Source organism: Micromonospora sp. NPDC007208, from assembly GCF_042869175.1.
GTDB classification, from domain to species: domain Bacteria; phylum Actinomycetota; class Actinomycetes; order Mycobacteriales; family Micromonosporaceae; genus Micromonospora; species Micromonospora foliorum.
In genome coordinates this window covers 162,913-188,729 of sequence record NZ_JBIAFG010000008.1, presented here as the reverse complement: position 1 = coordinate 188,729, position 25,817 = coordinate 162,913, and the positions used below count along the sequence as shown (strand labels likewise).

The following is a 25,817-nucleotide window of genomic DNA, read 5'->3' as shown; positions in this document are numbered from 1 at the left end:
CTGCCGGCCTGCACCGGTTCGTCGTTGTCGTCCGGTAGTCGGGTGCGGGCGCGCCGCCGGTTGTCCGCCGCGACCCGGACGTGCGGTCGGCGGTGTACCCGCTATGTTGTGGGCGTGCAGGCGACGGCGGGGGAGCAGGTTCGACAGTGATCCATTTTCCCGCGCAACGCCGGGGCCCGCTGAGCGCGCTGAGCCTTCGGCTCGCCGCCGCCCTGGGCCTGGTCTTCGCCGTGGTCGCAGCGGTCTACCTGGGCCGGGCCGGCTACCGCGACGTCAATGAGGACGGCCTCACCCTGCTCGACTGCTTCTACTACGCGGTCGTGTCGCTCTCGACCACCGGCTACGGGGACATCACCCCGTCCGCGCCGTCGGCCCGGCTGGTCAACGTCCTCTTCATCACCCCGGCCCGAGTGATCTTCCTTATCATCCTGGTCGGCACCACCCTGGAAGTTCTGACCGAGCAGTACCGGACCGGCCGTCGCCTGTCGCGGTGGAGGAGAGCCGTGAAGGACCACGTGATCATCTGCGGCTACGGCACCAAGGGGCGCAGCGCTGTCTCCGCCCTGATGGAGAACGGTCTGGACCGCTCGCGGATCGTGGTGGTGGAGCGCAGCGCCGCCGCCCTGCGGCAGGCCACCTCCGCTGGCCTGGTGGCGATCGAGGGCTCGGCGACCCGCTCGTCGGTGCTCAACGAGGCGCACGTCAAGACCGCGAAGGCCGTGATCATCGCGACCGACAGTGACGACGCGTCGGTGCTTGTCGCGCTGACCGTACGGCAGCTCACCGCCGGGCAGGTCCGCATCATCGCGGCGGCGCGGGAGGCGGAGAACGCCCCGCTGCTCAAGCAGAGTGGTGCGCACCATGTGATCGTCTCCTCGGCCACGGCGGGCCGGCTGCTCGGCCTGTCCACCTCGGCGCCACCGCTGATCGACGTGGTGGAGGATCTGCTCACTCCCGGCCAGGGCATGGCGCTGGCGATGCGTTCCGCGGAGCGGGACGAGGTGGGTCGCTCGCCGCGTGAGCTGGAGTCGTTGGTGATCGCCCTGGTGCGGCGGGGCAAGGTGGTCACCCTGGCCGACCGGGCCGGCGCGGTAATCGAGACCGGCGACATGCTGGTGCACGTACGCGACGACCGCCCCCAGTCGGCCACGACCGCCTGATCGTCGCGCCGCGGTCGGCCGGGCGACCGCCCGGCCGCGCTGCGTGACGGCTGCGCCGCCGCTGTGGCGAGGCGGTGTCAGCAGGTGTCGTCGGCGACGCAGATCGCCTCGGTGCAGTTGACCGACGTGCCGGTGGAGGCCCGGCTGAGCAGCTTGTAGAGCGTCTCCCGCTCGGCGGGATCCAGCGCGCCAAGCACCTCGTCCTCGGCGCTGGCCAGGGCGCATTCGGCCTCGCTGAGGCGTTTTGCCCCATCTTCGGTGAGTTCGACGACGTGGCGGCGGCGGTCCTCGGGTGAGCGCCGACGCTCGATCAGCTGCTTCGCCTCCAGGTCGTTGAGCAGCCCGACGATGTTGGTGCTGTCCATTTCCAGGATGGTGGCGAGCGCCTGTTGGCCGGTGCCGCCGCCGGCGCGCAGCACGGTAAGCGCGACCAGATGCCGGGGCCGTAGCCCCAGTGGCGCCAGCACCGACTCCGATCGCAGCCGCATCCGCCGGGCCAGATGGTCCAGGAGCGCGCCCGAGCGGTGCTCCGAGGAGTCGAGCGGCTGCGCGGACATGTGACCCAGTCTACCGACCCGACGGAACATCGGCCTGCTATAAATAGTTGGTGCCTCACGAACGATTCCTGAAGGAGGAATGATGCATCTTCTGCATATTGACTCGAGCATCCGCGGTGACTGGTCGGTCAGCCGGCGGCTCACCGCCCGCGCGGTCGACGCATGGCGTGCGGCCCACCCGGACGGCACCGTGGCCTACCGGGACCTGGGTGCCGAACCGCTGCCGCACCTGGACGCGGACGGTGGGCTGGCGCGAATGACGCCTCCGGACCAGCACACGCCGGCCCAGCGCGAATCCTGGGAGCTCAGCGAGCGGCTGGTCGACGAGGTGAAGCAGGCCGACGTGGTGCTGCTCGGCCTGCCGCTCTACAACTACGGCGCGCCCAGCAGCGTCAAGTCCTGGGTCGACCACCTGATCCTTCCCGGGCTGGCGTACGACCCGACGACGCAGGAGGGCCTGCTCGGCGGCCGCGAGTTCGTGGTGCTGGCCACCCGGGGCGGCGGCTACGGCGATGGCACCCCTCGTTACGGCTGGGACCACGCTGAGCCATGGCTCCCGCACGGCCTGTCGATGACCGGGATGCAGCCGCGTTTCATCAGCGCCGAGCTGACCCTGGCGCCGTCGGTACCGGCGATGGCCGAGCTGATCCCGCTGCACGAGGCGAGCCTCGCGGCGGCCGAGAAGGAGATCGACAACCTCTGGACCCCGGCCACCGCCCAGCGCTGAGGCAGCGCCGGTACGACGAGAGCGGCCGCCCCCGATCCGGGGGACGGCCGCTCTCGTCAGTGCGGACGGGTCAGAGGATGGTCCAGGTGTCGCCGCTGCCCAGCAGGCCGGCGAGCTGCTGCTCGGGGGTCTCGGTGACCTTCGCCTTGGCGGCCGCGAGCTGAGCCTGCACCACGCTGTCGTAGGACGGGCGGTCCACCGAGCGGAACACCCCGATCGGGGTGTTGCGCAGGTCCAGGCCGGGCAGCCGGGACAGCGCGAAGGCGTACGCGGGGTCGGTCACCGTCGCGTCGTGTACGACGATCTCCTCCGGGCGGACCGAGCTGGTGTCCCGGACCTCCAGGCCGAAGCCGCCCGGCGGGTGCACCACGCAGAACCGCCCGTCGGCGCCGAAGGTGATCGGCTGCCCGTGCTCCAGGCGGATCAGGTAGTCGTCCCGCGTGGACGGGTCCTTGAGCTGCTCGAACGCCCCATCGTTGAAGATGTTGCAGTTCTGGTAGATCTCCACGAACGCCGAACCCTCGTGCTCCGCGGCGGCCCGCAGCACCGACTGGAGGTGCTTGCGGTCGGAGTCGATGGTCCGGCCGACGAAGCTGGCCTCCGCGCCGAGGGCGAGCGACAGCGGGTTGAACGGGGCGTCCGCCGAGCCGGCCGGGGTCGACTTGGTGACCTTGCCGACCTCGGAGGTCGGCGAGTACTGGCCCTTGGTCAGACCGTAGATCCGGTTGTTGAACAGCAGGATCTTGAGGTTGACGTTGCGCCGCAGCGCGTGGATGAGGTGGTTGCCACCGATGGAGAGCGCGTCGCCGTCGCCGGTGACCACCCAGACCGACAGGTCCGGCCGGGACACCGACAGGCCGGTCGCGATCGCCGGGGCCCGACCGTGGATCGAGTGCATCCCGTACGTGTTCATGTAGTACGGGAAGCGGGACGAGCAGCCGATCCCGGAGACGAAGACGGTGCGTTCCCGGGGGATGTTCAGCTCCGGCATGAACTGCTGGATGGCCGCCAGGATCGCGTAGTCACCGCAGCCGGGGCACCAGCGCACCTCCTGGTCGGACTTGAAGTCCTTCGCGGTGAGCTTGACGGCGACGGGCTCAGACATTCTTCAGCACCTCTTCCAGCGTCGTCTCCAGCTCGGCGGCCGTGAACGGAAGACCGCGGACCTGGTTGTAGCTGATCGCGTCGACCAGGTAGCGGGCCCGGATGACGTGGGCGAGCTGGCCCAGGTTCATCTCCGGGATGACCACCTTGTCGTACGAGCGCAGCACCTCACCGAGGTTGGCCGGCATCGGAGCCAGGTGCCGCAGGTGCGCCTGGGCGATGGAGAGGCCGCGCTGGCGTACGCCGCGGCACGCCGCGCCGATCGGCCCGTACGTCGAGCCCCAGCCGAGGACCAGCACCCGAGCGTCGCCGTCCGGGTCCTCCACCTCGATGTCCGGCACCGGGATGGTCTCGATCCGGGCGGCCCGGGTGCGCACCATGAAGTCGTGGTTGGCCGGGTCGTAGGAGATGTCCCCGGTCTTGTCGGCCTTCTCCAGACCGCCGATCCGGTGCTCCAGGCCCGCCGTGCCGGGGATCGCCCACGGCCGGGCCAGGGTCTCCGGATCACGCAGGTAGGGCAGGAAGGTGGTGCCGTCCTCGCCGTTGGGCTTGGTGGCGAACTCGACCCGCAGGTCGGGCAGCGACTCCACGTCCGGCAGCAGCCACGGCTCGGAACCGTTGGCCACGTAGTTGTCGGACAGCAGGATCACCGGGGTGCGGTAGGTCAGCGCGATCCGTGCCGCTTCCAGCGCCGCGAAGAAGCAGTCCGACGGTGACCGGGGCGCGATCACCGCGACCGGTGCCTCGCCGTGCCGACCGTAGAGCGCCATGTTGAGGTCGGCCTGCTCGGTCTTGGTCGGCATGCCTGTCGACGGGCCGGCGCGCTGCACGTCCACGATCACCAGCGGCAGCTCCAGCGCCACCGCGAGCGAGATCGTCTCGCTCTTGAGCGCCACACCGGGGCCGCTGGTGGTGGTCACACCGAGCGACCCGCCGTAGGAGGCGCCCAGGGCGGCGCCGACGGCGGCGATCTCGTCCTCGGCCTGCACGGTGATGACGCCGAAGCGCTTGTGCTTGCTCAGCTCGTGCAGGATGTCCGACGCGGGCGTGATCGGGTACGCGCCCAGGAAGACCGGCAGCCCGGAGCGGACCCCGGCGGCGACCAGCCCCAGCGAGAGGGCCGCGTTGCCGGTGATGTTGCGGTACGTGCCCGGCTTCATCTTGGCCGGCTTGACCTCGTAGCGGACCGCGAAGTCCTCGGTGGTCTCGCCGAAGTTCCAGCCGGCCTTGAACGCGGCGACGTTCGCGGCGACCAGCTCCGGGCGGGCCGCGAACTTGCGCTCCAGGAAGCGCAGCGTCGACTCGTAGGGCCGGGAGTACATCCAGGAGAGCAGGCCGAGCGCGAACATGTTCTTCGAGCGCTCGGCGTCCTTCTTGGACACCTGGTGGGCGGCGAGCGCGCCGACCGTCATCGAGGTCAGCGCCACCGGGTGCACGACGTAGCCGGCCAGCGAGTCGTCGTCCAGCGGGCTGCTCTGGTAGCCGACCTTGGCCAGGTTGCGCTTGGTGAACTCGTCGGTGTTGACGATGATGTCCGCGCCGCGCGGCAGATCGGCCAGGTTGGCCTTGAGGGCCGCCGGGTTCATCGCCACCAGCACGTTGGGCGCGTCACCCGGTGTGAGGATGTCGTAGTCGGCGAAGTGCACCTGGAAGCTCGACACGCCGGGCAGGGTGCCGGCGGGAGCCCGGATCTCGGCGGGGAAGTTTGGCAGCGTGGAGATGTCGTTGCCGAGCTGCGCCGTCTCCGAGGTGAACCGGTCGCCGGTCAGCTGCATGCCGTCGCCGGAGTCACCGGCGAACCGGATGACCACCCGGTCGAGTTGACGGATCTGCTTGGTCACTGTGCCACCTTCGTTCGCGACTGCGGGGCTTGCCCGGCCACGGAACCTCCTTGACGCAACGCTTCACCGCACCGCCCCAGGCTGGTCCGGCCGCTGTCGTTCCTCACCTGAGAGCCTACGTCTAAGGGAGCCCTAACCATCCCCGGAGGTCCGCCGACTGGGACCCGAACGGGTTGCGAAATGCCCACCTTTGCGGTGTTACGCCCCGCCCGCCGTAATTCAGATCACCACCGGGCAGCGCCGACGACCCCGGCGGCACGCCGCCGGGGTCGTCCGTCGATCAGTCGGCGGGGGTGGGCGTGGGCTCCGGCGGCGGGCCGCCGAACCGGCGGCGCAGCGAGGTCATGGCCAGCGTGAGAGCCAGCACCACCAGCAGCGTGGAGACCGTGATCAGGATGACCGCCGTGCGCTGCACCGAGGTCATCCCGCCGTCGTCGTTCGCGGCACCGGCAGGGAGTACGCCCTGCGAGCCGGTCGGCGCGGGTGGGGAGACCACCGGCGTGGCCAGGGCGGCCGCCGCGGTGATCCGGAAACTCATCTGCACCCGACGGGTCGGGCCGCTGCGTGGGTCGAGTTGACCGATCACGGCACCGGAGAGCGGCGCCTCCCGCTGGGCCTGCGGCGTCGCCTCCACCGGCAGTTGCACCTCGGCGGCTTTGCCCGCCGGCACCACGCCGGCGTCGCAGCGGGTACGCGTCGGGTCGACCGCCACACAGCCGAGCGGTGGGGTCGGCACGGTAACCCCGGCCGGCAGGACGACCTCGACCCGGCCGGCGGCGTCCACCGCGCCGGTGTTGCCCAGCCGGACCGTGACGGTGCTCGGGCTGCCGCTGATGTCGAAGGCCACCTCGTCGGCGGCGAGCGTGATCCCGGGCACCGGCGGGCCGGGTGGGAAGAGCACCGCGAAGCCCTGGTCGTCGCTCGCCTCCCCGGGCACCCCCGGCGCGTCCGCGATGACCTGGACGGAGCCGCTGAGCGGCATCTGCTTCCACGCCGTGCCGGCGACCCGCAGGCGCAGCACGGTGCTGAACCGGACACCCGCCCCGGCGGACCAGGCCCCACAGCGGTACGCCCCACCACCGGCGGCGGCGCAGCCCTTCGTGCCGGCGTCGGTCAGCCCGGCGGGCAATGTGTACGAGAGTCGGATCCGTTCCTCGGTGGTGCCGGTGTTGTGCACCGTGACCTGCAGGGTGGCGGCCGTGCTCGCCGTGTTCCAGTACGCCTCGGTGAGGGTGACGTCGCCGGTGGTGACCTGCACGCCCAGCGGGCTCTGCGGCGGCGCCGCCGAACCCGGCGCGGGCGGGCGGACCGGCGGCACCGGGGGTGTCGGTGGGGCCGGGGGTGCCGTCGGTGGCCCCGGGGGACCCGGGGTCGGCGCTCCGGTGGTGCCGCCCGGCGCGGGCGCGACGGTGGTCGGCGCCGGCGGGACCTCCGGGGCGGTGGTCACCGACGCGGGTGGCGTCGTCTCCGGTGGTGGCGCGGTGGTCTCCGGTGCCGGGTCGGTCGGTTCCGGTTCACCGCCCGGCCCCTCGCTCGGGGTGGGCTCGTCGGCGGGTGTGGTCGGGGGCTCTTCCCCTCCCGGCTCGTTGACCGGCTCGGCCGAGGTTCCGACCGGATCCGCGTCCGGTACGGCGGCGCTGGCCCAGGCCGGCCCCACGGCGAGCGCCGTGAGCAGACCGAGCGCGAGCGCGGTGGCCAGCAGGGGCGTGGAACGCCGCCCCTCCGCCCGGTTACCGGGCGATGCCTTCACGCGGGCCATCTGTCCTCCGGTGACATGGGTGGGTGTCCAATATTCGGTAACAGTTGCCCCGGAGCACTAGTCCCATCTGGAAACAAATGCGTAACGTGTTTGGGACGGCCCGTCCGGGCGGACGGTAGGCTGCCGACTGTGACCGGTTACCTGGGCTCGTACGCGACGCTCGGGCTCCTGCTGCTCGCCAGCGTTGTCTTCTTTGTTACGGCGTTCTCGGCCAACCGGGTGTTACGCCCGGCGCGTCCGGCCGACCCGGCGGGCAAGCGGGCCAGCTACGAGTGCGGGCTCGACCCGGTCGGTACCGACTGGGCGCAGATGCAGATCCGCTACTACGTGTACGCCTACCTGTACGTCCTGTTCGCGGTCGAGGCGGTGTTCCTCTTCCCCTGGGCGGTGGTCTTCGACCGGCCGGGCTTCGGTCTGGTGACGGTGGTGGAGATGGCGGTGTTCGTGGCGGTGCTCGCGCTCGGCATCCTCTATGCCTGGCGTAGGAACATCCTCCGCTGGACCTGAGCGCCGGGGCGTCCGGCGATCGTGTCGGTCCGTCCGGCCGTTCGCGGCCGGTTACGGCGACAACCGGTCAGGCCAGCCCCCGGCGGGTCGCCGTGGGCGGGCGGTCGCCCCGGATCGAGGCCACCATGTCCAGCACCCGGCGGGTCGGGCCGACCTGGTGGGCCCGGAAGACCCGGGCGCCCAACCAGGCCGAGACCGCCGTCGCGGCGAGCGTCCCCTCCAGCCGTTCGGCCACCGGCAGGCCCAACGTCTCACCGATGAAGTCCTTGTTGGAGAGCGCCACCAACACCGGCCAGCCGGTCCCGGTCAGCTCGTCCAGTCGGCGGGTGACCTCCAGCGAGTGCCGGGTGTTCTTGCCGAAGTCGTGCGCCGGGTCGATCAGGATGCCGTCGGGGCGTACCCCTGCCGCCACCGCGCGCTCGGCGAGCCCGGTCACCGTCGCGACCACGTCGGCGACCACGTCGGTGAAGGCGGCCCGGTGCGGCCTGGTCCGCGGTGTCAGGCCGCCGGCGTGCGAACACACCAGGCCGGCGCCGGTCTGCGCGGCCACCCGGACCAACGTCGGGTCGGCGCCCGACCAGGTGTCGTTGAGGAGGTCGGCACCGGCCGCCACGGCCTCCGTCGCCACCTCGGCACGCCAGGTGTCGATGGAGATCACCACCTCCGGGAACGCGGCCCGGACGGCCGCGATGGTGTCCACCGTGCGGCGGATCTCCTCGGCGACACCCACGTCCGCACCGGGGCCGGCCTTGACCCCGCCGATGTCGATGATGGCCGCGCCCTCGTCCACCGCCCGCTCCACCGCGCGCAGGGCGCTGTCGGCGGCGTAGGTCGCCCCCCGGTCGAAGAACGAGTCCGGTGTGCGGTTGATGATCGCCATCACCACCAGCTCGCCGGGGGCGAACGTGTGCCCACCCAGCCGAAGCGCCCCGGCCATGCCCGCCTCCTGGAAGTTCGCGCCGTCGCCGCCGCGTCGGCCGGACCCGACGCTAGTCGGTCGCCCGTCCGCGATTCCGGGCGGGCGTCGGCGCCGATCGTGATCGGGGCGGGTGGCGGGGTCGCTCCGGGCCGGCTGCCATGCCACGATCAGTGCATGGGTCAGCTTCTGCTCCTCCTGGTCGTGGCGTTGACCGTCGCGGCGGTGATCTTCGGCGTGACGGTGCTGGTCAGCGGCCGTGATCCCGGCCTGGCGCCGGCCGAGCCGGATTCGCAGGCCGTGGCGTTGCCGGGCACCCGCCCGTTGCGCGAGTCCGACGTGGGGGCGGTCCGTTTCGACACCGCGTTGCGCGGGTACCGGATGGACCAGGTCGATAAGGCGATGCGCCGTGCCGCCTACGACATCGGTTACAAGTCCGAGCTGATCGGCGTACTGGAGTCGGAGGTCATCGCCTTGCGTGAGGGGCGCACCGACGACGCGGACGTGCTACGCCAGGCCCGCGAGCAGTCCGCCAGCAAGGTGACGACCGCGGACGCGGCAGAGCCGGGCGAGGCAGCCGAGCCGGGTAAGGACGTGCCGCTGGCCGGCGAGGCGGGCTCGGCCCCGGTCGGCTCGACGACCCCCGGCCCGTTGCCCGCCGCCACCTCGTCCTCGGCGGATTCCGATGGTGTGGCACCTGCCGCCGCGCCCGCCGACGACGAGTCGACAGATGGTGAGCAGACCGCCGGCGCGCCCGCCGCCGGCACCGAGCAGCGCGACGCGGTGGTTCGGTCGGAGTCGGCGTGACCGAGCCGGAGGGCGCCGACGATCTTCGGGAGGCGGCCCGACCCGGTGCCGGTGAGGTGACCGCCACGGTGATCGTCGACGCCCCGGCGGAGCGGGTCTTCGCCGCGTTGCTCGCCTGGGAACGTCAGTCCGACTGGATCCCGTTCACCCGCGTCCGGGTGGTCGAGGGCGACGGGCGCGAGGGCAGCCGGATCGAGGCGGTGACCGCACTCGGCCGGGCGACGCTGCGCGACGAGATGCTGGTGGTCCGGGTCGACGAGCCGTACGAGATCGGCGTCGTGCACCACGGCCAGTTGCTACGCGGCCCGGGGGTGCTGCGCTGCACCCAACTGGGCCGGGACCGCACCCAGGTCGTCTGGCACGAGTGGTTCCACCTGCCGGGCGGGCGGGGCGGTCGACTGGCCTGGCCGGTGCTCTGGCCCGGCTCCAAGCTCGGCCTCACCCAGGCACTGAAGAGGTTTGCCCGTCTGGTCGAGCAGGGCCGGCTGCCCTGACCGTGCGCCCCGGTGCCGGCTGCCAACCCGGCGCGCGGAAGAGGTGCCCGGCCCGGTGCCGCCAGGTCACCGCGGCCCGAGGCAGCCGGGCGGCCGGTGGCAATGGGGGTGTCGGACGGATGCCCTAGCGTGTACGAGGTGACTGACCTGGTGATCGGCGCCGATGGGCTGGCTCGCTGCGCCTGGGGGTCGAGCACCCCCGACTACGCCATCTACCACGACACCGAGTGGGGGCGGCCGCTGCGCGGCGACGACGCGCTCTACGAGCGGATGACGCTTGAGGCGTTCCAGTCCGGGTTGTCCTGGCTGACCATCCTGCGCAAGCGTCCGGCGTTCCGGCTGGCCTTCGACGACTTCCACATCCCGACCGTCGCCCGCTACGACGACGCCGACGTGACGCGCCTGCTCGCCGACGCCGGCATCGTCCGCAACCGGGCCAAGATCGAGGCGGCGGTCGCCAACGCCCGCTCCGCCCTGGAGCTGCCGGAGGGCTTGTCCGCGCTGCTCTGGTCCTTCGCACCGGAGCCGCGGCCAGCTCGCCCCGCCTCGTTCGCCGAGCTCCCGCCGATCACCCCGGAGTCGACGGCGATGGCCAAGGCGCTCAAGAAGCGCGGCTTCCGGTTCGTCGGCCCGACCACCGCGTACGCGCTGATGCAGGCCACCGGAATGGTCGACGATCACATCGTCGGCTGTCACGTCACCCTCCCACCGGCGGCGTGATGAGATGGCAGACATGACGACCGAGACCGCGCACCGGGCCGGTGCGGCCGGCAACGCCGACGGGGTGGGCGCCTGGGCGGTGCTGCTGCCGGCCGAGCGGTACGAGGCCGAGCGGCTCGTGCACCACGACACGCTGGAGCTGACCGGGCTGACCGACGTCACCCGGCCGGGGCCGGGCGACCAGGTGGCGGTGCTGGTCGACGGGCCGCCACGGCTGGTGGCCCTCGGTCGGGTCGGCGCGCCGGGCCAACGCCACCGCGAGGACCCGGACGACCCGCAGTCCCCGGTCGAGCCGGGGACGCTCGTCGTCGCGTACACCCGGCGGGCCTTCGACGAGCCGGTCCCGGCCGACCTGCTGACGCTCGACGGGCCGGTCACCGCACTGGAGCCGGCCGCCTTCCGGGCGCTGGCCGACCAGCTCGGCCCGCCCCCGGCCCGGCGCACCTGGCTGGTCAGCCTGGACCTGCCGATCGAGGCCGGCACGCCCGCCGAGGCGGTCCGGCTGTTCTGGTCCTACGTGCAGGAGTTGGGGCCGCGTGAGCTGCCCGCCTTCGTCTCGCCGGCCGGTGACGAGCTGGCCATGCAGGCGTTCGTGCTGGGCGAGCAGGCCAACCAGGACCCGGAAGAGGACGACTAGAACAGTTTGTCGACCCGTCCCCGCCAGTCGGCGAGGACCGGGCCCGGGTCGGTGTCCAGCACCCGCTCCAGCAGCGTGGCGTAGACGTCCCGGAAGTCGGTGGTGTATTTCAGGTCGCCGTCGTCGAGGTCGGTGAGGCTCGGCGGTTCGCCGTGCCAGCCGCCCCGGACGCCAGCGCCGAGCAGCAACACGTCCGAGGCGGTGCCGTGGTCGGTGCCGTCCGAGGCGTTGGCCCGGACCCGACGGCCGAACTCGGAGTAGACCGCCACCACCACCTTCCGGCCCGCCTCGGTGCGACTCATCCGGTCGGCGAACCCGGTGAGCGCCCGGTCCAGCTGACTCAGCAGGACGGCCTGCAACTGCTTCTCGTCGGCGTGCGTGTCGAAGCCGCCCAGCGACACCGAGAAGGCCCGGGTTGACACTCCCGCCTCGACGCACTGCGCGACCAGGTCGAGCTGCGCGTCCAGTGGGGTGCGCGCCCCGCCGGTGGCCGTCGCGGGTGCCTGCTCGCCGTCCGGGTCCGCCGTGTCCGGGTCGGCGGAGTCGCGTACCTGGCGGATCATCTCGTCCACCGACCGGAGGTCGGCGAAGCAGGCGGCAGCGCGACCCCGGGCCGCCGACTCGCCCGCCTCCGCGGCGGCGAACGCGGTAAGCGTCTCCGCGGGTAGCCCCTTGGCGGCCTTCCGGTCGGCCACCGGCACCGCCGCACCGGCGCTCTGTGCCCCGGCCAGCAGCGGCGGGAGCGCCGGCTCGAAGGAGACCGCCAGCCGGGGGTCGCCACCGGCCCGGTCCAGCCACCGCCCGAGCCAGCCGGTGTTGCCCGGCCGGTCCGGTTGCGCGGTGTGCCAGATGTCCATCGACCGGAAGTGGCTGCGGTCCGGCTTCGGGTAGCCGACCCCGCGCACGATCGCCAGCCCACCGGTGGACCAGCGCTGGTGCAGGCCGGCCAGCGCCGGGTTGAGGCCGAAGGTGTCGTCCAACCGCCGCACCTCCCCGTCCGGGTACGCCAGCTCCGGGCGGGCCGCCCGGTAGGCCGGGTCGCCGTACGGGATGACCGTGTTGAGCCCGTCGTTGCCGCCGTAGAGGGTCACCAGCACCAGCGTGCGGGACTGCGGGTCGCGGTCCCCGCTGGTGTCCAACAGGTCCCGCAGGCTGTACGCCCCGGCCCCGGCGGCCAGCGCACCCGCGCCGACCACCCCGCTGGTCAGCAGGAACCTACGTCGGGTCACCGTGTCCATGTCGACTCCTCCGCTCAGCTGACTGTGTATTCGGGGCTGACCAGGCCGGCGGCCAGCAGCTTGCGGGGCTCACCGGCCAGCGGGGTGAGAGCCGCCCGGGTGCGTGCGCCCCAGCCGTCGACCACCAGCAGTCGGGCCAGCGCGTCCGGTCGGCCGGCGGTGGGCGCGGCGGTCAGCCGGGCCAGCACCGCCGGCGCCGTGGCGGCGGCGAGCACCCCGGCCGTCCGCAATCGGGCCTGCAACGACGAGGTGGTCAGCCAGGCGGCTCCGGCCGGCCAACCGCCCACGCTCGGTGGGCGCAGCGGCACCTGGTCCAGCGCGTTCAGACCGGCCAGCAGTTGTTTGCGCTGCTGCTCGGGCAGCGTCGACGGCCGGATGCCGAGTTGCCGTAGCGCACCGACCAGCCACTCCACCGGCTGCTTCACCAGCGTGCCCCGGGTCTGCGCGAAGGCCGGTGCGGAGAAGAGCGCGCGCAGGGTCGCGATGGTGTCCGCGCCGGCCAGGCCGTCCGGTGCCGGGGTCTCGGTGCCGGCGTAGCGGAACCAGAGCCGCCCGGCCACGAAGGTCGCCGCCGCCGGTTGGGCGGCCAGCAGACCGGCGTACGCCTCGGCGTCGAACCGGCCGCTCTGCCCGAGGATGCTCTTCTCGCCCGGGTCGTGCCGCTTGGCTTCGAAGCGGGCCGCACCGGTACGCCTGTCGACCACCCAGCCGGTCAGTGCCCGCGCGCCGGCCTTCACGTCGGCCTCGCTGTAGGCGCCGATGCCGAGGGTGAACAGCTCCATCAGCTCGCGGGCCAGATTCTCGTTCGGCGCCTTGCGGGTGTTCTTCTGCCCGTCCAGCCAGACGATCAGGGCGGGGTCGCGCACCATCGCGGCGACCAGCGGGCCCAGCGGCCCACGACCGTGCCGGCGCAGCGTCTCCAACTGGCCCACCATCAGCCGCGCCGACTTGACCTTCTGCGCGCTGGTGGCCCAGTGGCCGTGCCAGAAGAAGAGCAACTTCTCGGTCAGCCCGCCCTCGGCGGCCACCATCCGGTCCAGCCACCACTCGGTGACCTGCTGGAGTTGCTTGCGGCGCTCCGCGTTGGCCTGCTGCCGCTGCTCGCGGGTGGAATCCTTGGTCAGCCCGGCGTACGGGTCGGGGGCCAGGGTGGGGATCGGCGTGGCCGCCGCACCTTTGTCCGTCGAGGGTGGGGTGAGCAGGCGGTCCAGGGTCGCCGCCGGCCCGGCCCGCTCGGCCGCGTCCACCTCGTCGGCGGTCGGCCCGAAGGTGGCCCGGCGCAGCAGGTGCGCCACCGCTTCACGATCGCTCATACCGGCCGACGCTAGGCGGCCCGTGTTCGAGGACGGTAAGGGCGGCGTCCGGATCGCGTTCAGCGTCCCTCGAAGACCGGTTTCTGCTTGCCGACGAAGGCGAGGGTGGCCGCCCGGTGGTCGGCGGTGGCGCCGCAGATCGACTGGGCCTGCGCCTCGGCGGCGAGGGCGTCGGCGAGGGTGCCGGCGTCGGCGATGGAGAGCTGCCGCTTGATCGCCCCGTACGCGACGGTCGGGCCGGCGGCGAGGCGGGCGGCCAACTCCTGGGCGACGGGCAACACCTGCTCGTCGTCGTCCGTCAACCGGTTGAGCAGGCCCAGCCGGCAGGCCTCCTCGGCGCGGACCGGCTCGGCCAGCATCAGCAGCTCCACCGCCTTGGCGTGCCCGACCAGTCGGGGCAACGTCCAGGAGGCGCCGGTGTCGGCGGCGAGACCGACCTTGGCGAAGGCCATCAGGAAATTGGTGGTCGGACCGCCGATGCGGATGTCGGCCAGGAACGCCAGCGAGGCGCCCGCCCCGGCGGCCATCCCACGGACCGCGGCGATCACCGGCTTGGGCAGGTTGGCGAGCCGGGCGGCGATCGGGTTGTAGTGCGCCCGCACGGTGCCCAACGGGTCACTGGCGGAGTGCTCCAGGGTGGCCACGTGCTCGCGCAGGTCCTGCCCGGCGCAGAACGACCCGCCGGCCCCGGCCAGGACGACCGCGCGGCAGGACCGGTCGGTCTCCAGCTCCGCCAGGGCGTCCCGCAGCGCCTCCTTGAGCGCCACGTTGAGCGAGTTCATGGCGTTCGGCCGGTTCAGCGTGAGGGTGACGACGGCATCGGTCCGGTCGACCAGCAGCGGCTCGGTCACGTGTCTAACGACCCTTCTGTCGGACGATGCGGTTGCCGGCGTCGAGGCACTGTTCGACGTACCGGTCGGCGGCCGGACGCAGGCGAGCCGCGTGCCGGTCGAAGAAACTGGCCGCGGCGGTGCCAGGCCACCGCTCGGGTAGCAGCGCCGGGGGCAGCTGCGGGTCCTGGAAGAGGAACGTACGCCACGCGTGCACGAGGCGGAACCGCGTCGCGTACGCCTCCTCGTCGCTGCTGCGCACGGTGACGGCGGCGAGCAGCGGGCGCTGGTCCGCGACGAACCGCTCGTAGGCGCGGCCGATCTCGGCCAGGTTCCACGCTCGTCGGACCACACCCATCGCGCCGGGGGTGCCGGAGAAGTGCGAGGCGGTGAACCGCTCGAACCGGATGCCGGTCTCGGCGAGGAGCAGGTCGACATCGTCGGCGGGGCGGGTGGCGACCCAGGTCTGCTCGTCGAGCGTCCCGTAGCCGAGGAAGCTCAGGTTGGCGGCGAGCCGCTGGCGGTCCCGCCGGGAGCCCGGGGCCTCCAACACCAGCAGATCGAACCGCCCGTCCCAGGTGACCCGGCCGGTCCGGTAGATCCGGGCCGCTGCCTCGTCGAGTCGCCGGGCGGCTTTCGGTGTGATCGAATACCCCGGTCCGGAGACCAACCGGAGTGGTTCGAGCCAGCCCTGACGCACCATCCGGGACACGGCGGTGCGAACTGCCGGCGGTGCGATTCCCAGCGGCGCCAGTAGCTTGACCAGGGCAGCAACCGGTGCCCGGCCACCCCTCGGACGGAGGTGGTCGCCGTACAGGTCGAAGAGTGCCGACCGTGCCTGCATGACCGCACATTGTGACAGGCCTTCTCAAGATAAGCTAGATGCTGTTACATCAATGCTGCTCCGGTTTGGGTCCGGCGGTGTTCATCAGGGAAAATCGTTGGTCGACACCCCCGTGACCGTTGCGGGTGGTCGTGACGAAGTGGCTGTGGGGCAACCCACCGACCCTGGTGTAGGTCTGAGGGGAGACAACATGGCGGCGATGAAGCCGCGGACGGGCGACGGTCCGCTGGAAGTCACCAAGGAGGGGCGGGGCATCGTCATGCGGGTCCCGCTGGAGGGCGGTGGCCGGCTCGTCGTCGAGATGACTCCCGACGAGGCCAACGCGCTCGGTGACGCACTGAAGGCAGCGGCCGGCTGAGTAAGGAGTGCTCCGGGCGGCTCACGCCGCCCGGAACGTTCGTCGGACCCTGAGCCACCGGAATCGCCGGTGGCTCAGGGTCTTCAACGCTGCGGGCAGGTGGGTTCGCCGCCGTCCGCGACACTTTCCTGGAGGTACGGTTCCGCGTGCTCGCCATCCGCCTGATCGCCGAGCCCGACCGGCTCGACGTCCTCGTCCTGCCCGTCCGCCCCGCCGATCCGACGGCGGAAGGTGACACCTCGGCCGAGCCCGTGTCGACCGCCGTTGCGGCACCGGACGGCACTGCCGACGAGTCGACCGCGCTGGTGTCAGCGGCCCGGCTGACGGGCCGAGTCGGCGAGATCCACACCCAGCTGCGCCCCGGGCGTACCCCCGGTCGGCTGCTGCTGCTCGGCATCGGTGACGGCGACGAGGCGGCCTGGCGGACGGCCGGCGCGGCCCTGGCCCGCTCCGCCGCAGCTGAGACGCATATCACCATCGCGCTACCGGCCGAGCTGACCCCGGCCGCGGTTCGCGGGCTGACCGAGGGGCTGCTGCTCGCCCCGTACCGGTTCCGACTCACCGAGGCCGGCGACCGACCGACGCTCACCAGCGTCGATCTGCTGATCGCCGACCCGACCGGGTACGAGGACGTCGTCGCCACGGCCCGGACCACGGCCGCGATGACCCATCTCGCCCGGGACCTGACCAACACCCCGTCGTCGGTGAAGACCCCCCAGTGGTTCGCCGACCAGGTGGCCTCCGCCGCAGCCGATCTTCCGGACCTGCGGCTGCGGGTCCGTGGCCCGGCCGAGCTGACCACCGAGGGCTTCGGCGGGATCCTCGCCGTGGGCGGAGGCTCCGCCAGCGGACCCCGACTCGTCGAACTGGACTGGCACCCCGCCGACGCGCGCACCCACGTGGTGCTGATCGGCAAGGGCATCACCTTCGACACCGGCGGCATCTCGATCAAGCCGGTGGCGTCGATGAAGCTGATGCGCAAGGACATGGCCGGCGCGGCCGCGGTCGTCGCCGCCACCCTGGGCGCCGCCGCGCTGCGGCTGCCGGTCCGGATCACCACGCTGGCCCCGCTCGCCGAGAACATGGTCAGCGGCTCGGCGTTCCGCCCCGGCGACGTCATCCGGCACTACGGCGGCACGACCAGCGAGACGACCAACTCCGACGCCGAGGGTCGACTGGTCCTCGCCGACGCGCTGGCGTACGCGGTGCAGCAGCTCAAACCGGACCTGCTGCTCGACCTGGCCACGCTCACCGGCGCGAACTCGGTGGCGCTGGGCAAGCGCACCGCCGCGCTGTACAGCGAGAACGACGAGCTGGCGGCCGGCGTGCTGGCGGCGGCCGAGGCGGCCGGCGAGTCGGCGTGGCGGATGCCGCTGCACACCGACTACGTCGAGTACCTCGGCAGCGAGATCGCCGACCTCTACAGCGCGCCGGCGCAGGGTGCCGGCTCGGTGCTGGCCGCGCTCTACCTGCGCGAGTTCACCGGTGACCTACGGGACCGCTGGCTGCACCTGGACATGTCCGCCCCGTCCTGGGCCGACGGCGACCAGGCCGAGGTCAGCCGCGGCGCCACCGGCTGGGGCGTCCGGTCGTTGCTGCGCTGGCTCGCCGACGTCAACTAGTGCGGGAGCCGAAGCCTCGGCTCGACCGAGGCTTCGACCCCTCCTGGGCACCGGTCAGCACTTCACCGCGGCGAGCAACCCGTGCCCGACCGGAAGCAGCGCGGGGATCCAGTGCTCCGACTCCCGGACCGCCTTGATCGTCTCGCGAACCGTCACCGTCTCCGCGTCCCGGGCGGCCGGGTCGCCGATCCGTCCGCCGGCCAGCACGCCGTTGAGCGCCAGCACGCCCCCCGGGCGCAACAGCCGCAGCGCCGCCTCCACACAGGCATGGAAGCCGGTCGCCTCCGCGTCCACGAAGACCAGGTCGTACGCGCCGTCGGCGAGCCGGGGCAGCACGTCGAGCGCCCGACCGGTGATGATCCGGGTGCGCCCGGCCGCGAAGCCCGCCTCGGCGAAGATCCGCCGGGCGATCCGCTGGTGCTCCACCTCCACGTCGATGGTGGTGAGCACACCGTCGGCGCGCATGCCGCGCAGCAACCAGACGCCGCTGACCCCGGTGCCGGTGCCGATCTCCACCACCGCACGGGCATTGCCGGCGGCGGCCAGCAGCCGCAGCGCCGCTCCCGCGCCGGGGGTGACCGCGTCGAGGCCCACCTCCCGGGCCAGGCTGCGGGCGGTACGCAGAACGAGATCCTCGGTGACGTACGACTCGGCGAAGTGTTGAGCCTGCGTCGTCGAACTGCCGGAACCGGCGACCGTGGCGATGGGGCACCTCCGGGGGCGGTGCGTGGTGCGGGGGCGGGTTGGCACTGTGAGCGTAGAGGCGACCGTCGTGGGGCGCAGCCGCGCCTCCGCCGGAAGCGATCACCGGGGCAACCGCTGACTGCACCGCGTACATCCGTGCAATCCTGGAGGCGGTATCCCGTCAGCCGCGACCAGACCGGCCCGTGGCCGGGCGACGCGGCGCGGGATCCGGGGACGGACTGGGAGGCACCGACGTGACCGACGGCTGGGACTGGCGCCGGGGCGGTGAGACTCCGGCTCCGGCGCGACCGCCCGGGGCAGGAGCCCCGTCGGTGGGGCCGCCGACCATGCCGGGGTCTGCCGGCGGGCCGGCACCGGGTTGGCCGGCGTCGGCTGCGGGCGGGCCGAACTCGGCCGGGGCGTCGCCCTGGTGGTCGGACGCGCTCGCCGACCCCTGGCGGGACCCGGCGGCACCGACCGCGGTGGTGGTGCCCGGGGTGGTGGTTCCCGGCACCGAGCCCGAGCCGGTCACCGACCCCGACGCGCCGGGCCGGCCGACGCTGCGCCACCTGTTGCTCATCCCGGTGATCACCGCGCTCCTGGCCGGCACCCTCGGCGGTGCGCTGGGCTACGCGTTCGCGGTACGCGGCGGCGCTGGCGCGGCGGTCCTCGGTGGTGCGCCCGCGGAGGTGCCGGCGCTGGCGCAGCGCAAACCGGAGTCGCTGGCGGGGGTCGCCGAACGTGTCCTGCCCAGCGTGGTCACCGTGCGGGTGAGCAGCCTCGGCGGGACCAGTGAGGGCTCCGGGTTCATCGCCACCGCCGACGGCCATGTGATCACCAATGACCACGTGGTGGCCGGCGGCACCGGCAAGGCCTCGGTGGTCTTCAACGACGGCAGCACCGCGCCGGCGACCATCGTCGGGCAGGACCCGGAGTCGGACATCGCGGTGATCAAGGTGAGTCGTCCCGGGCTGCGGCCGGTGGAGTTCGGCGACTCCGACGCGCTGGCGGTCGGCGACCCTGTGCTCGCCATCGGCTCGCCGCTGTCGCTGGCCAACACGGTCACCGCCGGCATCGTGAGTGCTCTGGACCGGACGATGCAGGCCGGGGAGCCGGGCGGTCCGGTGCGCTACTACGCGGCCATCCAGACCGACGCCGCGGTCAACCACGGCAACTCGGGCGGTCCACTTGTCGACGGCGCCGGCCGGGTGGTCGGGGTGAACTCCACCATCAAGTCGCTTGTCGCCGAGGGGCAGGAGGCGGGCAACATCGGGCTCGCCTTCGCCATCCCGATCAACCAGGCCAAGCGGGTGACCCAGGACATCATCGGCACCGGCAAGGCCCGGCGTACGGTGATCGGCGCCCGGGCGGACGGCCCGACCGGAGTTGCCGGGGGTGGTCTGCGGCTGGCCGAGGTGGAGCCGTCCGGCCCCGCGGACGGTGCCGGGTTGAAGGTCGGTGACGTGATCCTCAGGATCAATGGGCGGCCGATGACCGAGCCGACCGATCTGACCGCGTTGGTCCGCAAGTACGCGCCAGGCTCGGTGGTGACCGTCGAGTATCGGCGGGGCTCCGCCCGGCAGAACACCTCGGTAACCCTCGCGGCGGACGCGAAGTGAACAGCTGCGCACCCCCTGCCCGAAAGCCGCCCGGCGTGCGTAGTCTTGCTGCTGACGCCGAGAGGAGGCCCGCGGGATGCTCGACAACCTGAACTGGTGGGAGATCGGTGCGCTGCTGCTCCTGGCGCTGCTGATCTTCGGCGACCGGCTCCCCGCCGTGATCACCGATGGCCTGCGGTTGGTGCGCAACCTGCGCAACATGGCCCGCAACGCCACCGGCGACCTGAGCCGCGAGCTGGGCACCGACATCCAGCTGGAAGACCTGCACCCGAAGGCGTTCATCCGCAAGCACCTCCTCAGCGAGGAGGACGAGGCGGCGATCCGCAAGCCGTTGCAGGGCGTCTACGACAACCTGCGCGCGGACGTGAGCGGCGTGCACAACGACCTGAAGGACGTGGCCAACGCCGCCGACCTGCGGTCGAACGAGGCCCGCTCCGGCACGGCCACCAGCACTCCTTCGGCCCCGGCCCCCCGGGCCAGCTACGACGACGCCACCTGACCGACCCGGTCCGTACCCGCCCGACCCCCCGGCGCTGATCAACTCGCGTCGCAGGAAGTCGGCCGGTCAACCACGTCGTGGCGGCCTGCCTGGGCTACTCACCAACGTGATTCAGCCCGCCGGCTAGGAGCGGCCGGCGGGCTGACGGTGTTCGGGGTGGTCAGCGGCCGGCGGGCTTGAGGCCGAGCGGCTTGCCGAGCAGTGACTCGCGGCGCAGCGCGAGCCGGTCGGCGATCGTGCCGAGTGCCTTCGCGGCCGGGGACTCCGGCTCGGCCAGCACGATCGGGTTGCCGGCGTCGCCGGCCTCACGGACCCGGGTGTCCAGTGGGATCTGACCGAGCAGCGGCACCTGCGCGCCGATGGTCCGGCTCAGCGACTCGGCCACGGCCGTGCCGCCGCCGGAGCCGAAGATCTCCATCCGGGAGCCGTCCGGCAGCTCCAGCCAGGACATGTTCTCGATGACGCCGACCACCCGCTGGTGGGTCTGCAGGGCGATCGCACCGGCCCGTTCCGCCACCTCGGCGGCGGCGGTCTGCGGGGTGGTGACGATCAGGATCTCCGAGTTGGGCAGCAGTTGGGCCAGCGAGATGGCCACGTCACCCGTACCCGGGGGCAGGTCGAGCAGGAGCACGTCCAGGTCGCCCCAGTAGACGTCGGCCAGGAACTGCTGCAACGCCCGGTGCAGCATCGGGCCGCGCCACACGACGGCGGCATTGCCGGACGTGAACATGCCGATGGAGATCACCTTCACGCCGTGCGACTGCGGCGGCATGATCATGTCTTCGACCCGGGTGGGCCGGGCCTCCGTGCCGAGCATCCGGGGCACCGAGTGGCCGTAGATGTCGGCGTCGACCACCCCGACGGAGAGCCCACGGGCGGCGAGCGCCGCCGCCAGGTTGACCGTCACGCTGGACTTGCCGACGCCACCCTTGCCGCTGGCCACCGCGTACACGCGGGTGCGCGAGCCGGGCTGGGCGAACGGGATGACGGGTTCCTCGGTGGCGCCGCCGCCGCCGCGCAGCTGCGACTGCAACGACTGCCGCTGCTCGGGGGTCATCACCCCAAAGTCGATCTCCACGCCGGTGACGCCGGGCACCGCGGCCAGGGCGGTGGTGATGTCCGTACGCAGCTTGTCCTTCAGCGGGCAGCCGGCGACGGTGAGCAGCAGTTCGACGCGGACGACACCGCTGGCACCGATCGTGGCGGAGCGGACCATGCCCAGCTCGGTGATGGGCCGGCGGATCTCCGGGTCGTTGACGGTGGCCAGGGCGGCCTGGATCGCGTCCTCGACGGTGCTCACGGGTGCTGACATGCCCGCAATGCTACGTCGCGGGGCATCCGCTGCCGCCGTTGCCCGGTGCGGTGTGAGCCAATCGATGACCCGCCGGTCAGCCCTCTGACCGGCGCGGGCCGGTGCCGTCCGGCCGGGCGTCCCGGGTGAAGTCGCCGTCCAGGTCGTCGCGGGGTTCGTCCAGGCCGACACCGTCGGTCGGCCGTTGGCCACGTCGCTCCTGCCGGCTGTCCTTCTCCTGCTGGCGGCGCTCCAGTCGTTGCCGGCGTTGCCCCACCTCGTCCAGTTCCTCGGCCAGCCGGGCCAGCTCGGAGCGGAGGAAGTCGCGGGTGGCGACCTCACCCATCGCGATCCGCAGGGCCGCGATCTCCCGGGCCAGGTACTCGGTGTCCGCCTTCTGCGCGGTGGCTCGCCGCCGGTCCTCCTCCAGGGCCACCCGGTCCCGGTCGGCCTGCCGGTTCTGGGCCAGCAGGATCAGCGGGGCCGCGTAGCTGGCCTGCAACGACAGCACCAGGGTCAAGAACGTGAAGGTGTACGGGTCGAAGCGCAGGTTCGCCGGGGCCAACGTGTTCCAGACGAACCAGATCGTGATCACCACCGTCATGACGACGATGAAGTTCGCGGTGCCCATGCCCCGGGCGATGCCCTCGGACCACCTACCGAACGCCTCCGCGTCGAACCGGGGCAACTTGACGCCCCGGGGCTCGCGTGGCTGGTCGAGACGCTCCGTCCGCCGCTGGTCAGCCATCCGCGCCGCCCATCGCGGTGTCGGTGGCGCCCGGGGCGGCCAGGGCGTCGCGGTCCCGCCAGTCCCGGGGTAGGGAGTGGTCCAGCACGTCGTCCACCGTCACGGCGCCGACGAGTCGGTTGTTGCGGTCGATCACCGGCATGGCGACCAGGTCGTAGGTGGCCATCCGGCGGGTGATCTCCGGCAGCGGCGTGGTGGGGCGCAGCGGGTCGATGTCGTTGACCACCACCTTGCCCAGCAGGTCTGCCGGGGGTTCGCGCAGCAGCGCCTGGAAGTGCACCATGCCCAGGTAGCGGCCGGTCGGCGTGTTCTGCGGTGCTCGGGTCACGAAGACCTGCGCGGCGACGGCGGGGGAGAGCTGCGGCTCCCGGATCCGGGCCAGCGCCTCGGCGACGGTGGCGTCCGGCGGCAGGATGACCGGCTCCGACGTCATCACACTGCCGGCCGTGCCCGGGGTGTACTTCAGCAGTTGGCGTACCGGGTCGGCCTCGTCCGGCTCCATCAGGTCCAGCAGCACGTCCTGCTCGGGTGGGGGCAGCTCGTTGAGCAGGTCCGCGGCGTCGTCCGGGTCCATCTCCTCCAGGACGTCGGCGGCCCGCTCCCGGTCGAGGGCGGCGAGGATCTCCACCTGGTCGTGCTCCGGCAGCTCGCTGAGCACGTCGGCCAGCCGCTCGTCGTCCAACGCGGCCGCGACCTCGTTGCGGCGCGCGTCGGGCAGATCCTGCAACGCGTTGGCCAGGTCGGCGGGGCGCATGTCCTCCAGTACGGCGAGCAGGTTCGCCGTACCCCGGTTGTCGGCGATGCCGCTGAGCCCGCGCACCCGGTCCCACTCGACCTGGTGCAGGTGGCCGCGGCGGCTGAGCCGACCGGTCTGCTCGCGTACGGCGACGCGGGTCAGTGACCACTCGCCGCCCCGGGTGCACTCCATCGCGACGTCCACGACCGCGCCGGGCTGGCCGCCCGGGTCGAGTTGCACCCGCCGGTCGAGCAGCTCCTGAAGCACCAGCAGCTCGTTCGGGCGCTTCTCGAACCGGCGCAGGTTGAGGGTGCCGGAACCGAGCACGACGGCGTCCGCGTCGATGGAGGTGATCCGGTTGATGGACAGGAAGATCCGACGACGCATCGGCATCTCGGCGACGAGGCCCACCACCTCCGGCGGACGCTTCGTCGCCCGAAGCCGTGCCACGGCGTCACGAACCCGTCCCACCTGATCACCGTTCGGGTCGAAGACGGCGACTCCGGCGAGACGGGCGATGTAGACCCGGGTCGGCGTACTCACGGGCACCAGCCTAAGCGCCTAGTGTTTATCAACATGTCGACCTTGGCCTACGAGATCGTGGACGTCTTCACCGATCGCCCCTTCGCCGGCAACCCGCTGGCGGTGGTGTTCGGCGCGGAGGCGCTGGCCACCGAGCAGATGCAGGCGCTCGCGCTGGAGTTCAACCTCTCCGAGACGGTGTTCGTGCTGCCGCCGACACAGGTCGGCAGCACCTACCGGGCCAGGATCTTCACTCCGGTGGAGGAGTTGCCGTTCGCCGGGCACCCCAGCGTCGGCGCGGCGGTCACCGCGTGCCGGCGGGGCATGTTCGGTGTGGGGCAGGTCACCCAGGAGTGTCACGCTGGTGTACTGCCGATCGAGGTGACCGCGTCCGGGGCGACGCTGACCGGTGGCACCCCGACCCTCGGGCCGGAGCTGGACCCGGAGCCGTTGTTGGAGATCGCCGGGCTGGTCGCCGACGACCACTTCGGGCCCGCCCCACGCGTCGCCGGCTGTGGGCTGGAGTTCCCGTACCTGCCGGTGCGTCCGGAGTCGGTGGCCCGCGCCCGGGTGAACCCGGCGGCGGCGCAGCGGTACGGGGTGTCGCACGTCAGCGTCTTCTCCTGGGACGCGGCCGCGCAAACCGCGCACGCCCGGGTCTTCGTGCCGGGGATCGGCGTTCCGGAGGACCCGGCGACCGGTTCGGCGGCGCTCGGCCTCGGTGTCTGGCTGGTGGCGAGTGGTCTGCTGCCCGGCGAGGGGCGGTCGGAGTACGCGGTCCGACAGGGTGTGGAGATGAACCGCCCGTCCGCGTTGGCCTGCACGGTCACCGCGGCGGACGGGGTGGCGGTCGGCGCGACGGTCGCCGGTCAGGTGATGCCGGTGGCCCGGGGCGAGATCGCCGTGCCGCCGTTCGTGGGCTGAGCGGAGGCGCCGATGCGGGAGGATGCGGGTGTGACGGACGAGGACGCCCCCGGGGGCACCCCACTGGTCGACGAGGCGATGAAGAAGGCCGCCGTGGCCTGGGTCAGCGTTGCCGGCGGGCCGGCGCTGGCGCTCTGGTGCGCCCCGCTGGAGGGCGCGCTCCTGGTGGTCAGCGGGCCGGGCGAGCAGGCCGCACCGGGCCTGGCCGACGCGACCGAGGCCCAGGTGACCCTGCGCGGCGACCACGGCGGGCGGATCGTCACCTGGCCGGCCCGGGTGAGCCGGTTGCGGCCGGGCACCGAGGCGTGGGACGTCACCGCGCCGCTGGTCGCGGCGAAGCGCCTCAACGCGCCCGGTCCGACCGCCGATCTGGTGGCCCGGTGGGCCGCCGACGGATGCGCGGTGAACCGACTCGCCCCGGCCGGTACGCCGCTGGCCGGAGCCGAGTTGCCGGCCGACGCGCAGGCCGAGCCGCCCCGGCCGACTCCGGCGGTCCGGGCCACCCGCAAGCCGTTCCGCCTGCACCGGGTCCGCCGCCGCTGATCAGTCGATCAGTCCGCCCGACCGCCGACGCCCGCCACCGCGGCGTCGGCGTCGACGAGGGCGAGCACCTCGCCCAGGGTGCCGAGCGTCCGGCCGCGCCAGTCCTGGTCGGCGTTGAACACCAGGTGCGTGGCCAGATCCGGTGTGGCGAGCCGGACGGCGGTCATCCCGGCCCGCTCGGCGCCGGTCAGCTCCTGGCTGCCGCCGTCACCGACGTAGAGGCAGTCGCCCGGCGCGAGCCCGAGCCGCTGGCAGGCCGTCAGGTAGAGCGCCGGATCCGGCTTGCACCGCCCGACCTGCACCGAGAAGACCCGGACGTCGAGCAGGGGGGCGACCGCGAGCTGCGGCAGGAACGCCGGTAGTTCGTGCGTACAGTCGCTGATCACGCCGGTGCGCAGGCCGCGCTGGCGCAGGGCCGCCAGCACCGGCACCGCGTCGGCCCGCAGCCAGGTGTCCGCGCGGACCGCCCGGTGCCGGGACGCCACCGCCGCCCGCACCGCATGGTCACTGGGGTGTACGCCAACCTGGGCGCACACCCAGCGCAGGGTCGCCTCCGCGTTGCCGAGCAGGCCGGTGGCCCGTTCGTAGTAGGTGCGGTCCAGCACCTCGGTCAACGTGTCGGTGTGGCACCCGAGCAACTCGGCGGTGCCGAGGTGCGCGACACCGCGCTGCACCGAACGGGTCAGGGTGCCGAAGAAGTCGAACAGCACCGCCTGGTAGCTGGGCATGGGGGAACGCCTCCGGGCGGTCGAGGGTCGCCGGCGCGGAACCGCGTGATCGTAACGGAGTGATGACCGTCCGTGTCGAGTGTCATACG

The 25,817-nt window shown here is 72.7% G+C and carries 27 protein-coding genes; 13 read left to right on the top strand and 14 right to left on the bottom strand.

The annotated features are described in order from the left end of the window. The first annotated feature begins 146 nt into the window (after positions 1–146). Positions 147–1,160 (top strand): potassium channel family protein, encoded by a 1,014-nt coding sequence (locus ACFYL6_RS18530; protein ID WP_387172522.1) that lies wholly within the window; start codon positions 147–149, stop codon positions 1,158–1,160. Between the two features lie 77 nt (positions 1,161–1,237). Here ACFYL6_RS18530 and ACFYL6_RS18525 read toward each other — a convergent pair whose 3' ends face one another. Continuing rightward, on the bottom strand, positions 1,238–1,717 hold the full coding sequence (locus ACFYL6_RS18525; RefSeq protein WP_387172520.1) for a MarR family winged helix-turn-helix transcriptional regulator: 480 nt from the start codon (positions 1,715–1,717) through the stop codon (positions 1,238–1,240). 82 nt (positions 1,718–1,799) lie between these two features. Here ACFYL6_RS18525 and ACFYL6_RS18520 point away from each other — a divergent pair, with 82 nt between their 5' ends. After that, on the top strand, positions 1,800–2,444 hold the full coding sequence (locus ACFYL6_RS18520) for an FMN-dependent NADH-azoreductase (protein ID WP_387172519.1): 645 nt from the start codon (positions 1,800–1,802) through the stop codon (positions 2,442–2,444). A gap of 70 nt (positions 2,445–2,514) precedes the next feature. Here the strand turns inward: ACFYL6_RS18520 and ACFYL6_RS18515 are convergent, their stop codons facing one another. The 3 genes from ACFYL6_RS18515 to ACFYL6_RS18505 form a co-directional block, all read right to left on the bottom strand. Continuing rightward, entirely contained in the window at positions 2,515–3,549 is a 1,035-nt protein-coding gene (locus ACFYL6_RS18515) for a 2-oxoacid:ferredoxin oxidoreductase subunit beta (protein ID WP_387172517.1), read from the bottom strand. Continuing rightward, complete coding sequence (locus ACFYL6_RS18510; RefSeq protein WP_387172516.1) at positions 3,542–5,389, bottom strand: 2-oxoacid:acceptor oxidoreductase subunit alpha; 1,848 nt, start codon at positions 5,387–5,389, stop codon at positions 3,542–3,544. Before ACFYL6_RS18510 ends, ACFYL6_RS18515 begins: the two co-directional genes overlap by 8 nt. Before the next feature lie 280 nt (positions 5,390–5,669). Beyond that, positions 5,670–7,148: a hypothetical protein gene (locus tag ACFYL6_RS18505; RefSeq protein ID WP_387172514.1), complete on the bottom strand. Its 1,479-nt coding sequence runs from the start codon at positions 7,146–7,148 to the stop codon at positions 5,670–5,672. A 129-nt stretch (positions 7,149–7,277) separates the two neighbouring features. Between ACFYL6_RS18505 and ACFYL6_RS18500 the strand changes: the two genes are divergently transcribed. Further along, on the top strand, positions 7,278–7,655 hold the full coding sequence (locus ACFYL6_RS18500; protein ID WP_238661365.1) for an NADH-quinone oxidoreductase subunit A: 378 nt from the start codon (positions 7,278–7,280) through the stop codon (positions 7,653–7,655). A gap of 67 nt (positions 7,656–7,722) precedes the next feature. On the opposite strand, the gene folP is transcribed toward ACFYL6_RS18500, so the two are convergent. Beyond that, a complete protein-coding gene (folP, locus tag ACFYL6_RS18495; protein ID WP_387172512.1) occupies positions 7,723–8,592 on the bottom strand; it encodes a dihydropteroate synthase in 870 nt (289 codons plus the stop codon). A gap of 156 nt (positions 8,593–8,748) precedes the next feature. Between folP and ACFYL6_RS18490 the strand changes: the two genes are divergently transcribed. From ACFYL6_RS18490 to ACFYL6_RS18475, 4 genes are all read left to right on the top strand, one after another. Next, positions 8,749–9,378, top strand: coding sequence for a DivIVA domain-containing protein (locus ACFYL6_RS18490; protein WP_387172511.1), 630 nt, complete (start codon positions 8,749–8,751; stop codon positions 9,376–9,378). Further along, positions 9,375–9,872, top strand: a complete 498-nt coding sequence (locus tag ACFYL6_RS18485; RefSeq protein WP_387172509.1) for an SRPBCC family protein — start codon at positions 9,375–9,377, stop codon at positions 9,870–9,872. The genes ACFYL6_RS18490 and ACFYL6_RS18485 overlap by 4 nt, the downstream gene beginning before the upstream one ends. A 138-nt stretch (positions 9,873–10,010) precedes the next feature. Then, positions 10,011–10,592, top strand: a complete 582-nt coding sequence (locus ACFYL6_RS18480) for a DNA-3-methyladenine glycosylase I (RefSeq protein WP_387172507.1) — start codon at positions 10,011–10,013, stop codon at positions 10,590–10,592. A 13-nt stretch (positions 10,593–10,605) separates the two neighbouring features. After that, positions 10,606–11,229, top strand: a complete 624-nt coding sequence (locus tag ACFYL6_RS18475) for a hypothetical protein (RefSeq protein WP_238661359.1) — start codon at positions 10,606–10,608, stop codon at positions 11,227–11,229. Here the strand turns inward: ACFYL6_RS18475 and ACFYL6_RS18470 are convergent. The 4 genes from ACFYL6_RS18470 to ACFYL6_RS18455 are packed head-to-tail and all read right to left on the bottom strand — an operon-like array spanning position 11,226 to position 15,454. Next, positions 11,226–12,467, bottom strand: a complete 1,242-nt coding sequence (locus ACFYL6_RS18470) for a DUF1501 domain-containing protein (RefSeq protein WP_387172505.1) — start codon at positions 12,465–12,467, stop codon at positions 11,226–11,228. The genes ACFYL6_RS18475 and ACFYL6_RS18470 overlap by 4 nt on opposite strands. Positions 12,468–12,481: 14 nt before the next feature. Further along, positions 12,482–13,780 (bottom strand): DUF1800 family protein, encoded by a 1,299-nt coding sequence (locus ACFYL6_RS18465; RefSeq protein ID WP_387172503.1) that lies wholly within the window; start codon positions 13,778–13,780, stop codon positions 12,482–12,484. 59 nt (positions 13,781–13,839) lie between these two features. Further along, complete coding sequence (locus ACFYL6_RS18460) at positions 13,840–14,631, bottom strand: enoyl-CoA hydratase-related protein (protein WP_238660093.1); 792 nt, start codon at positions 14,629–14,631, stop codon at positions 13,840–13,842. Positions 14,632–14,635: 4 nt separating this feature from the next. Next, positions 14,636–15,454 (bottom strand): PaaX family transcriptional regulator C-terminal domain-containing protein, encoded by an 819-nt coding sequence (locus ACFYL6_RS18455; protein ID WP_387172501.1) that lies wholly within the window; start codon positions 15,452–15,454, stop codon positions 14,636–14,638. A gap of 190 nt (positions 15,455–15,644) precedes the next feature. On the opposite strand from ACFYL6_RS18455, the gene ACFYL6_RS18450 reads away from it, so the two are divergent. Together ACFYL6_RS18450 and ACFYL6_RS18445 are read left to right on the top strand one after the other, a co-directional pair. Further along, on the top strand, positions 15,645–15,812 hold the full coding sequence (locus tag ACFYL6_RS18450) for a DUF3117 domain-containing protein (RefSeq protein WP_007455245.1): 168 nt from the start codon (positions 15,645–15,647) through the stop codon (positions 15,810–15,812). A gap of 146 nt (positions 15,813–15,958) precedes the next feature. Continuing rightward, positions 15,959–17,434 (top strand): leucyl aminopeptidase family protein, encoded by a 1,476-nt coding sequence (locus ACFYL6_RS18445; RefSeq protein WP_387172499.1) that lies wholly within the window; start codon positions 15,959–15,961, stop codon positions 17,432–17,434. 54 nt (positions 17,435–17,488) lie between these two features. Here the strand turns inward: ACFYL6_RS18445 and ACFYL6_RS18440 are convergent, their stop codons facing one another. After that, positions 17,489–18,058, bottom strand: coding sequence for an O-methyltransferase (locus tag ACFYL6_RS18440; RefSeq protein WP_088991232.1), 570 nt, complete (start codon positions 18,056–18,058; stop codon positions 17,489–17,491). 299 nt (positions 18,059–18,357) lie between these two features. Between ACFYL6_RS18440 and ACFYL6_RS18435 the strand changes: the two genes are divergently transcribed. Beyond that, complete coding sequence (locus tag ACFYL6_RS18435; RefSeq protein ID WP_387172681.1) at positions 18,358–19,737, top strand: trypsin-like peptidase domain-containing protein; 1,380 nt, start codon at positions 18,358–18,360, stop codon at positions 19,735–19,737. Between the two features lie 76 nt (positions 19,738–19,813). Continuing rightward, the gene (locus ACFYL6_RS18430) at positions 19,814–20,236 is read left to right on the top strand and encodes a preprotein translocase subunit TatB (protein ID WP_196920926.1); all 423 of its coding nucleotides are present in this window, start codon (positions 19,814–19,816) and stop codon (positions 20,234–20,236) included. A gap of 160 nt (positions 20,237–20,396) precedes the next feature. On the opposite strand, the gene ACFYL6_RS18425 is transcribed toward ACFYL6_RS18430, so the two are convergent. The 3 genes from ACFYL6_RS18425 to ACFYL6_RS18415 form a co-directional block, all read right to left on the bottom strand. Then, positions 20,397–21,548, bottom strand: a complete 1,152-nt coding sequence (locus tag ACFYL6_RS18425) for an Mrp/NBP35 family ATP-binding protein (protein ID WP_387172497.1) — start codon at positions 21,546–21,548, stop codon at positions 20,397–20,399. Positions 21,549–21,624: 76 nt separating this feature from the next. Beyond that, positions 21,625–22,275: a DUF1003 domain-containing protein gene (locus ACFYL6_RS18420; RefSeq protein WP_387172495.1), complete on the bottom strand. Its 651-nt coding sequence runs from the start codon at positions 22,273–22,275 to the stop codon at positions 21,625–21,627. Continuing rightward, positions 22,268–23,554, bottom strand: coding sequence for a magnesium transporter MgtE N-terminal domain-containing protein (locus ACFYL6_RS18415; RefSeq protein ID WP_387172494.1), 1,287 nt, complete (start codon positions 23,552–23,554; stop codon positions 22,268–22,270). The genes ACFYL6_RS18420 and ACFYL6_RS18415 overlap by 8 nt, the downstream gene beginning before the upstream one ends. Positions 23,555–23,587: 33 nt before the next feature. On the opposite strand from ACFYL6_RS18415, the gene ACFYL6_RS18410 reads away from it, so the two are divergent. Beyond that, positions 23,588–24,457 carry a PhzF family phenazine biosynthesis protein gene (locus ACFYL6_RS18410; protein WP_387172492.1) on the top strand — a complete coding sequence of 290 codons (870 nt, stop codon included), beginning with the start codon at positions 23,588–23,590 and terminating at the stop codon, positions 24,455–24,457. A 12-nt stretch (positions 24,458–24,469) separates the two neighbouring features. Then, positions 24,470–25,000, top strand: coding sequence for a hypothetical protein (locus ACFYL6_RS18405; protein WP_387172490.1), 531 nt, complete (start codon positions 24,470–24,472; stop codon positions 24,998–25,000). 8 nt (positions 25,001–25,008) lie between these two features. Here ACFYL6_RS18405 and ACFYL6_RS18400 read toward each other — a convergent pair whose 3' ends face one another. After that, on the bottom strand, positions 25,009–25,728 hold the full coding sequence (locus ACFYL6_RS18400) for an HAD family hydrolase (protein ID WP_387172488.1): 720 nt from the start codon (positions 25,726–25,728) through the stop codon (positions 25,009–25,011). Between the last annotated feature and the right edge of the window lie 89 nt (positions 25,729–25,817).

What these genes read in the sequence shown, in the direction of transcription:
- ACFYL6_RS18525 (WP_387172520.1), bottom strand. Translation starts at nt 1,717, where the DNA reads ATGTCCGCGCAGCCGCTCGACTCCTCGGAGCACCGCTCGGGCGCGCTC.
- ACFYL6_RS18520 (WP_387172519.1), top strand. Translation starts at nt 1,800, where the DNA reads ATGCATCTTCTGCATATTGACTCGAGCATCCGCGGTGACTGGTCGGTC.
- ACFYL6_RS18515 (WP_387172517.1), bottom strand. Translation starts at nt 3,549, where the DNA reads ATGTCTGAGCCCGTCGCCGTCAAGCTCACCGCGAAGGACTTCAAGTCC.
- ACFYL6_RS18505 (WP_387172514.1), bottom strand. Translation starts at nt 7,148, where the DNA reads ATGGCCCGCGTGAAGGCATCGCCCGGTAACCGGGCGGAGGGGCGGCGT.
- folP (WP_387172512.1), bottom strand. Translation starts at nt 8,592, where the DNA reads ATGGCCGGGGCGCTTCGGCTGGGTGGGCACACGTTCGCCCCCGGCGAG.
- ACFYL6_RS18490 (WP_387172511.1), top strand. Translation starts at nt 8,749, where the DNA reads ATGGGTCAGCTTCTGCTCCTCCTGGTCGTGGCGTTGACCGTCGCGGCG.
- ACFYL6_RS18475 (WP_238661359.1), top strand. Translation starts at nt 10,606, where the DNA reads ATGACGACCGAGACCGCGCACCGGGCCGGTGCGGCCGGCAACGCCGAC.
- ACFYL6_RS18470 (WP_387172505.1), bottom strand. Translation starts at nt 12,467, where the DNA reads ATGGACACGGTGACCCGACGTAGGTTCCTGCTGACCAGCGGGGTGGTC.
- ACFYL6_RS18465 (WP_387172503.1), bottom strand. Translation starts at nt 13,780, where the DNA reads ATGAGCGATCGTGAAGCGGTGGCGCACCTGCTGCGCCGGGCCACCTTC.
- ACFYL6_RS18455 (WP_387172501.1), bottom strand. Translation starts at nt 15,454, where the DNA reads ATGCAGGCACGGTCGGCACTCTTCGACCTGTACGGCGACCACCTCCGT.
- ACFYL6_RS18450 (WP_007455245.1), top strand. Translation starts at nt 15,645, where the DNA reads ATGGCGGCGATGAAGCCGCGGACGGGCGACGGTCCGCTGGAAGTCACC.
- ACFYL6_RS18430 (WP_196920926.1), top strand. Translation starts at nt 19,814, where the DNA reads ATGCTCGACAACCTGAACTGGTGGGAGATCGGTGCGCTGCTGCTCCTG.
- ACFYL6_RS18425 (WP_387172497.1), bottom strand. Translation starts at nt 21,548, where the DNA reads ATGTCAGCACCCGTGAGCACCGTCGAGGACGCGATCCAGGCCGCCCTG.
- ACFYL6_RS18420 (WP_387172495.1), bottom strand. Translation starts at nt 22,275, where the DNA reads ATGGCTGACCAGCGGCGGACGGAGCGTCTCGACCAGCCACGCGAGCCC.
- ACFYL6_RS18410 (WP_387172492.1), top strand. Translation starts at nt 23,588, where the DNA reads ATGTCGACCTTGGCCTACGAGATCGTGGACGTCTTCACCGATCGCCCC.
- ACFYL6_RS18405 (WP_387172490.1), top strand. Translation starts at nt 24,470, where the DNA reads ATGCGGGAGGATGCGGGTGTGACGGACGAGGACGCCCCCGGGGGCACC.
- ACFYL6_RS18400 (WP_387172488.1), bottom strand. Translation starts at nt 25,728, where the DNA reads ATGCCCAGCTACCAGGCGGTGCTGTTCGACTTCTTCGGCACCCTGACC.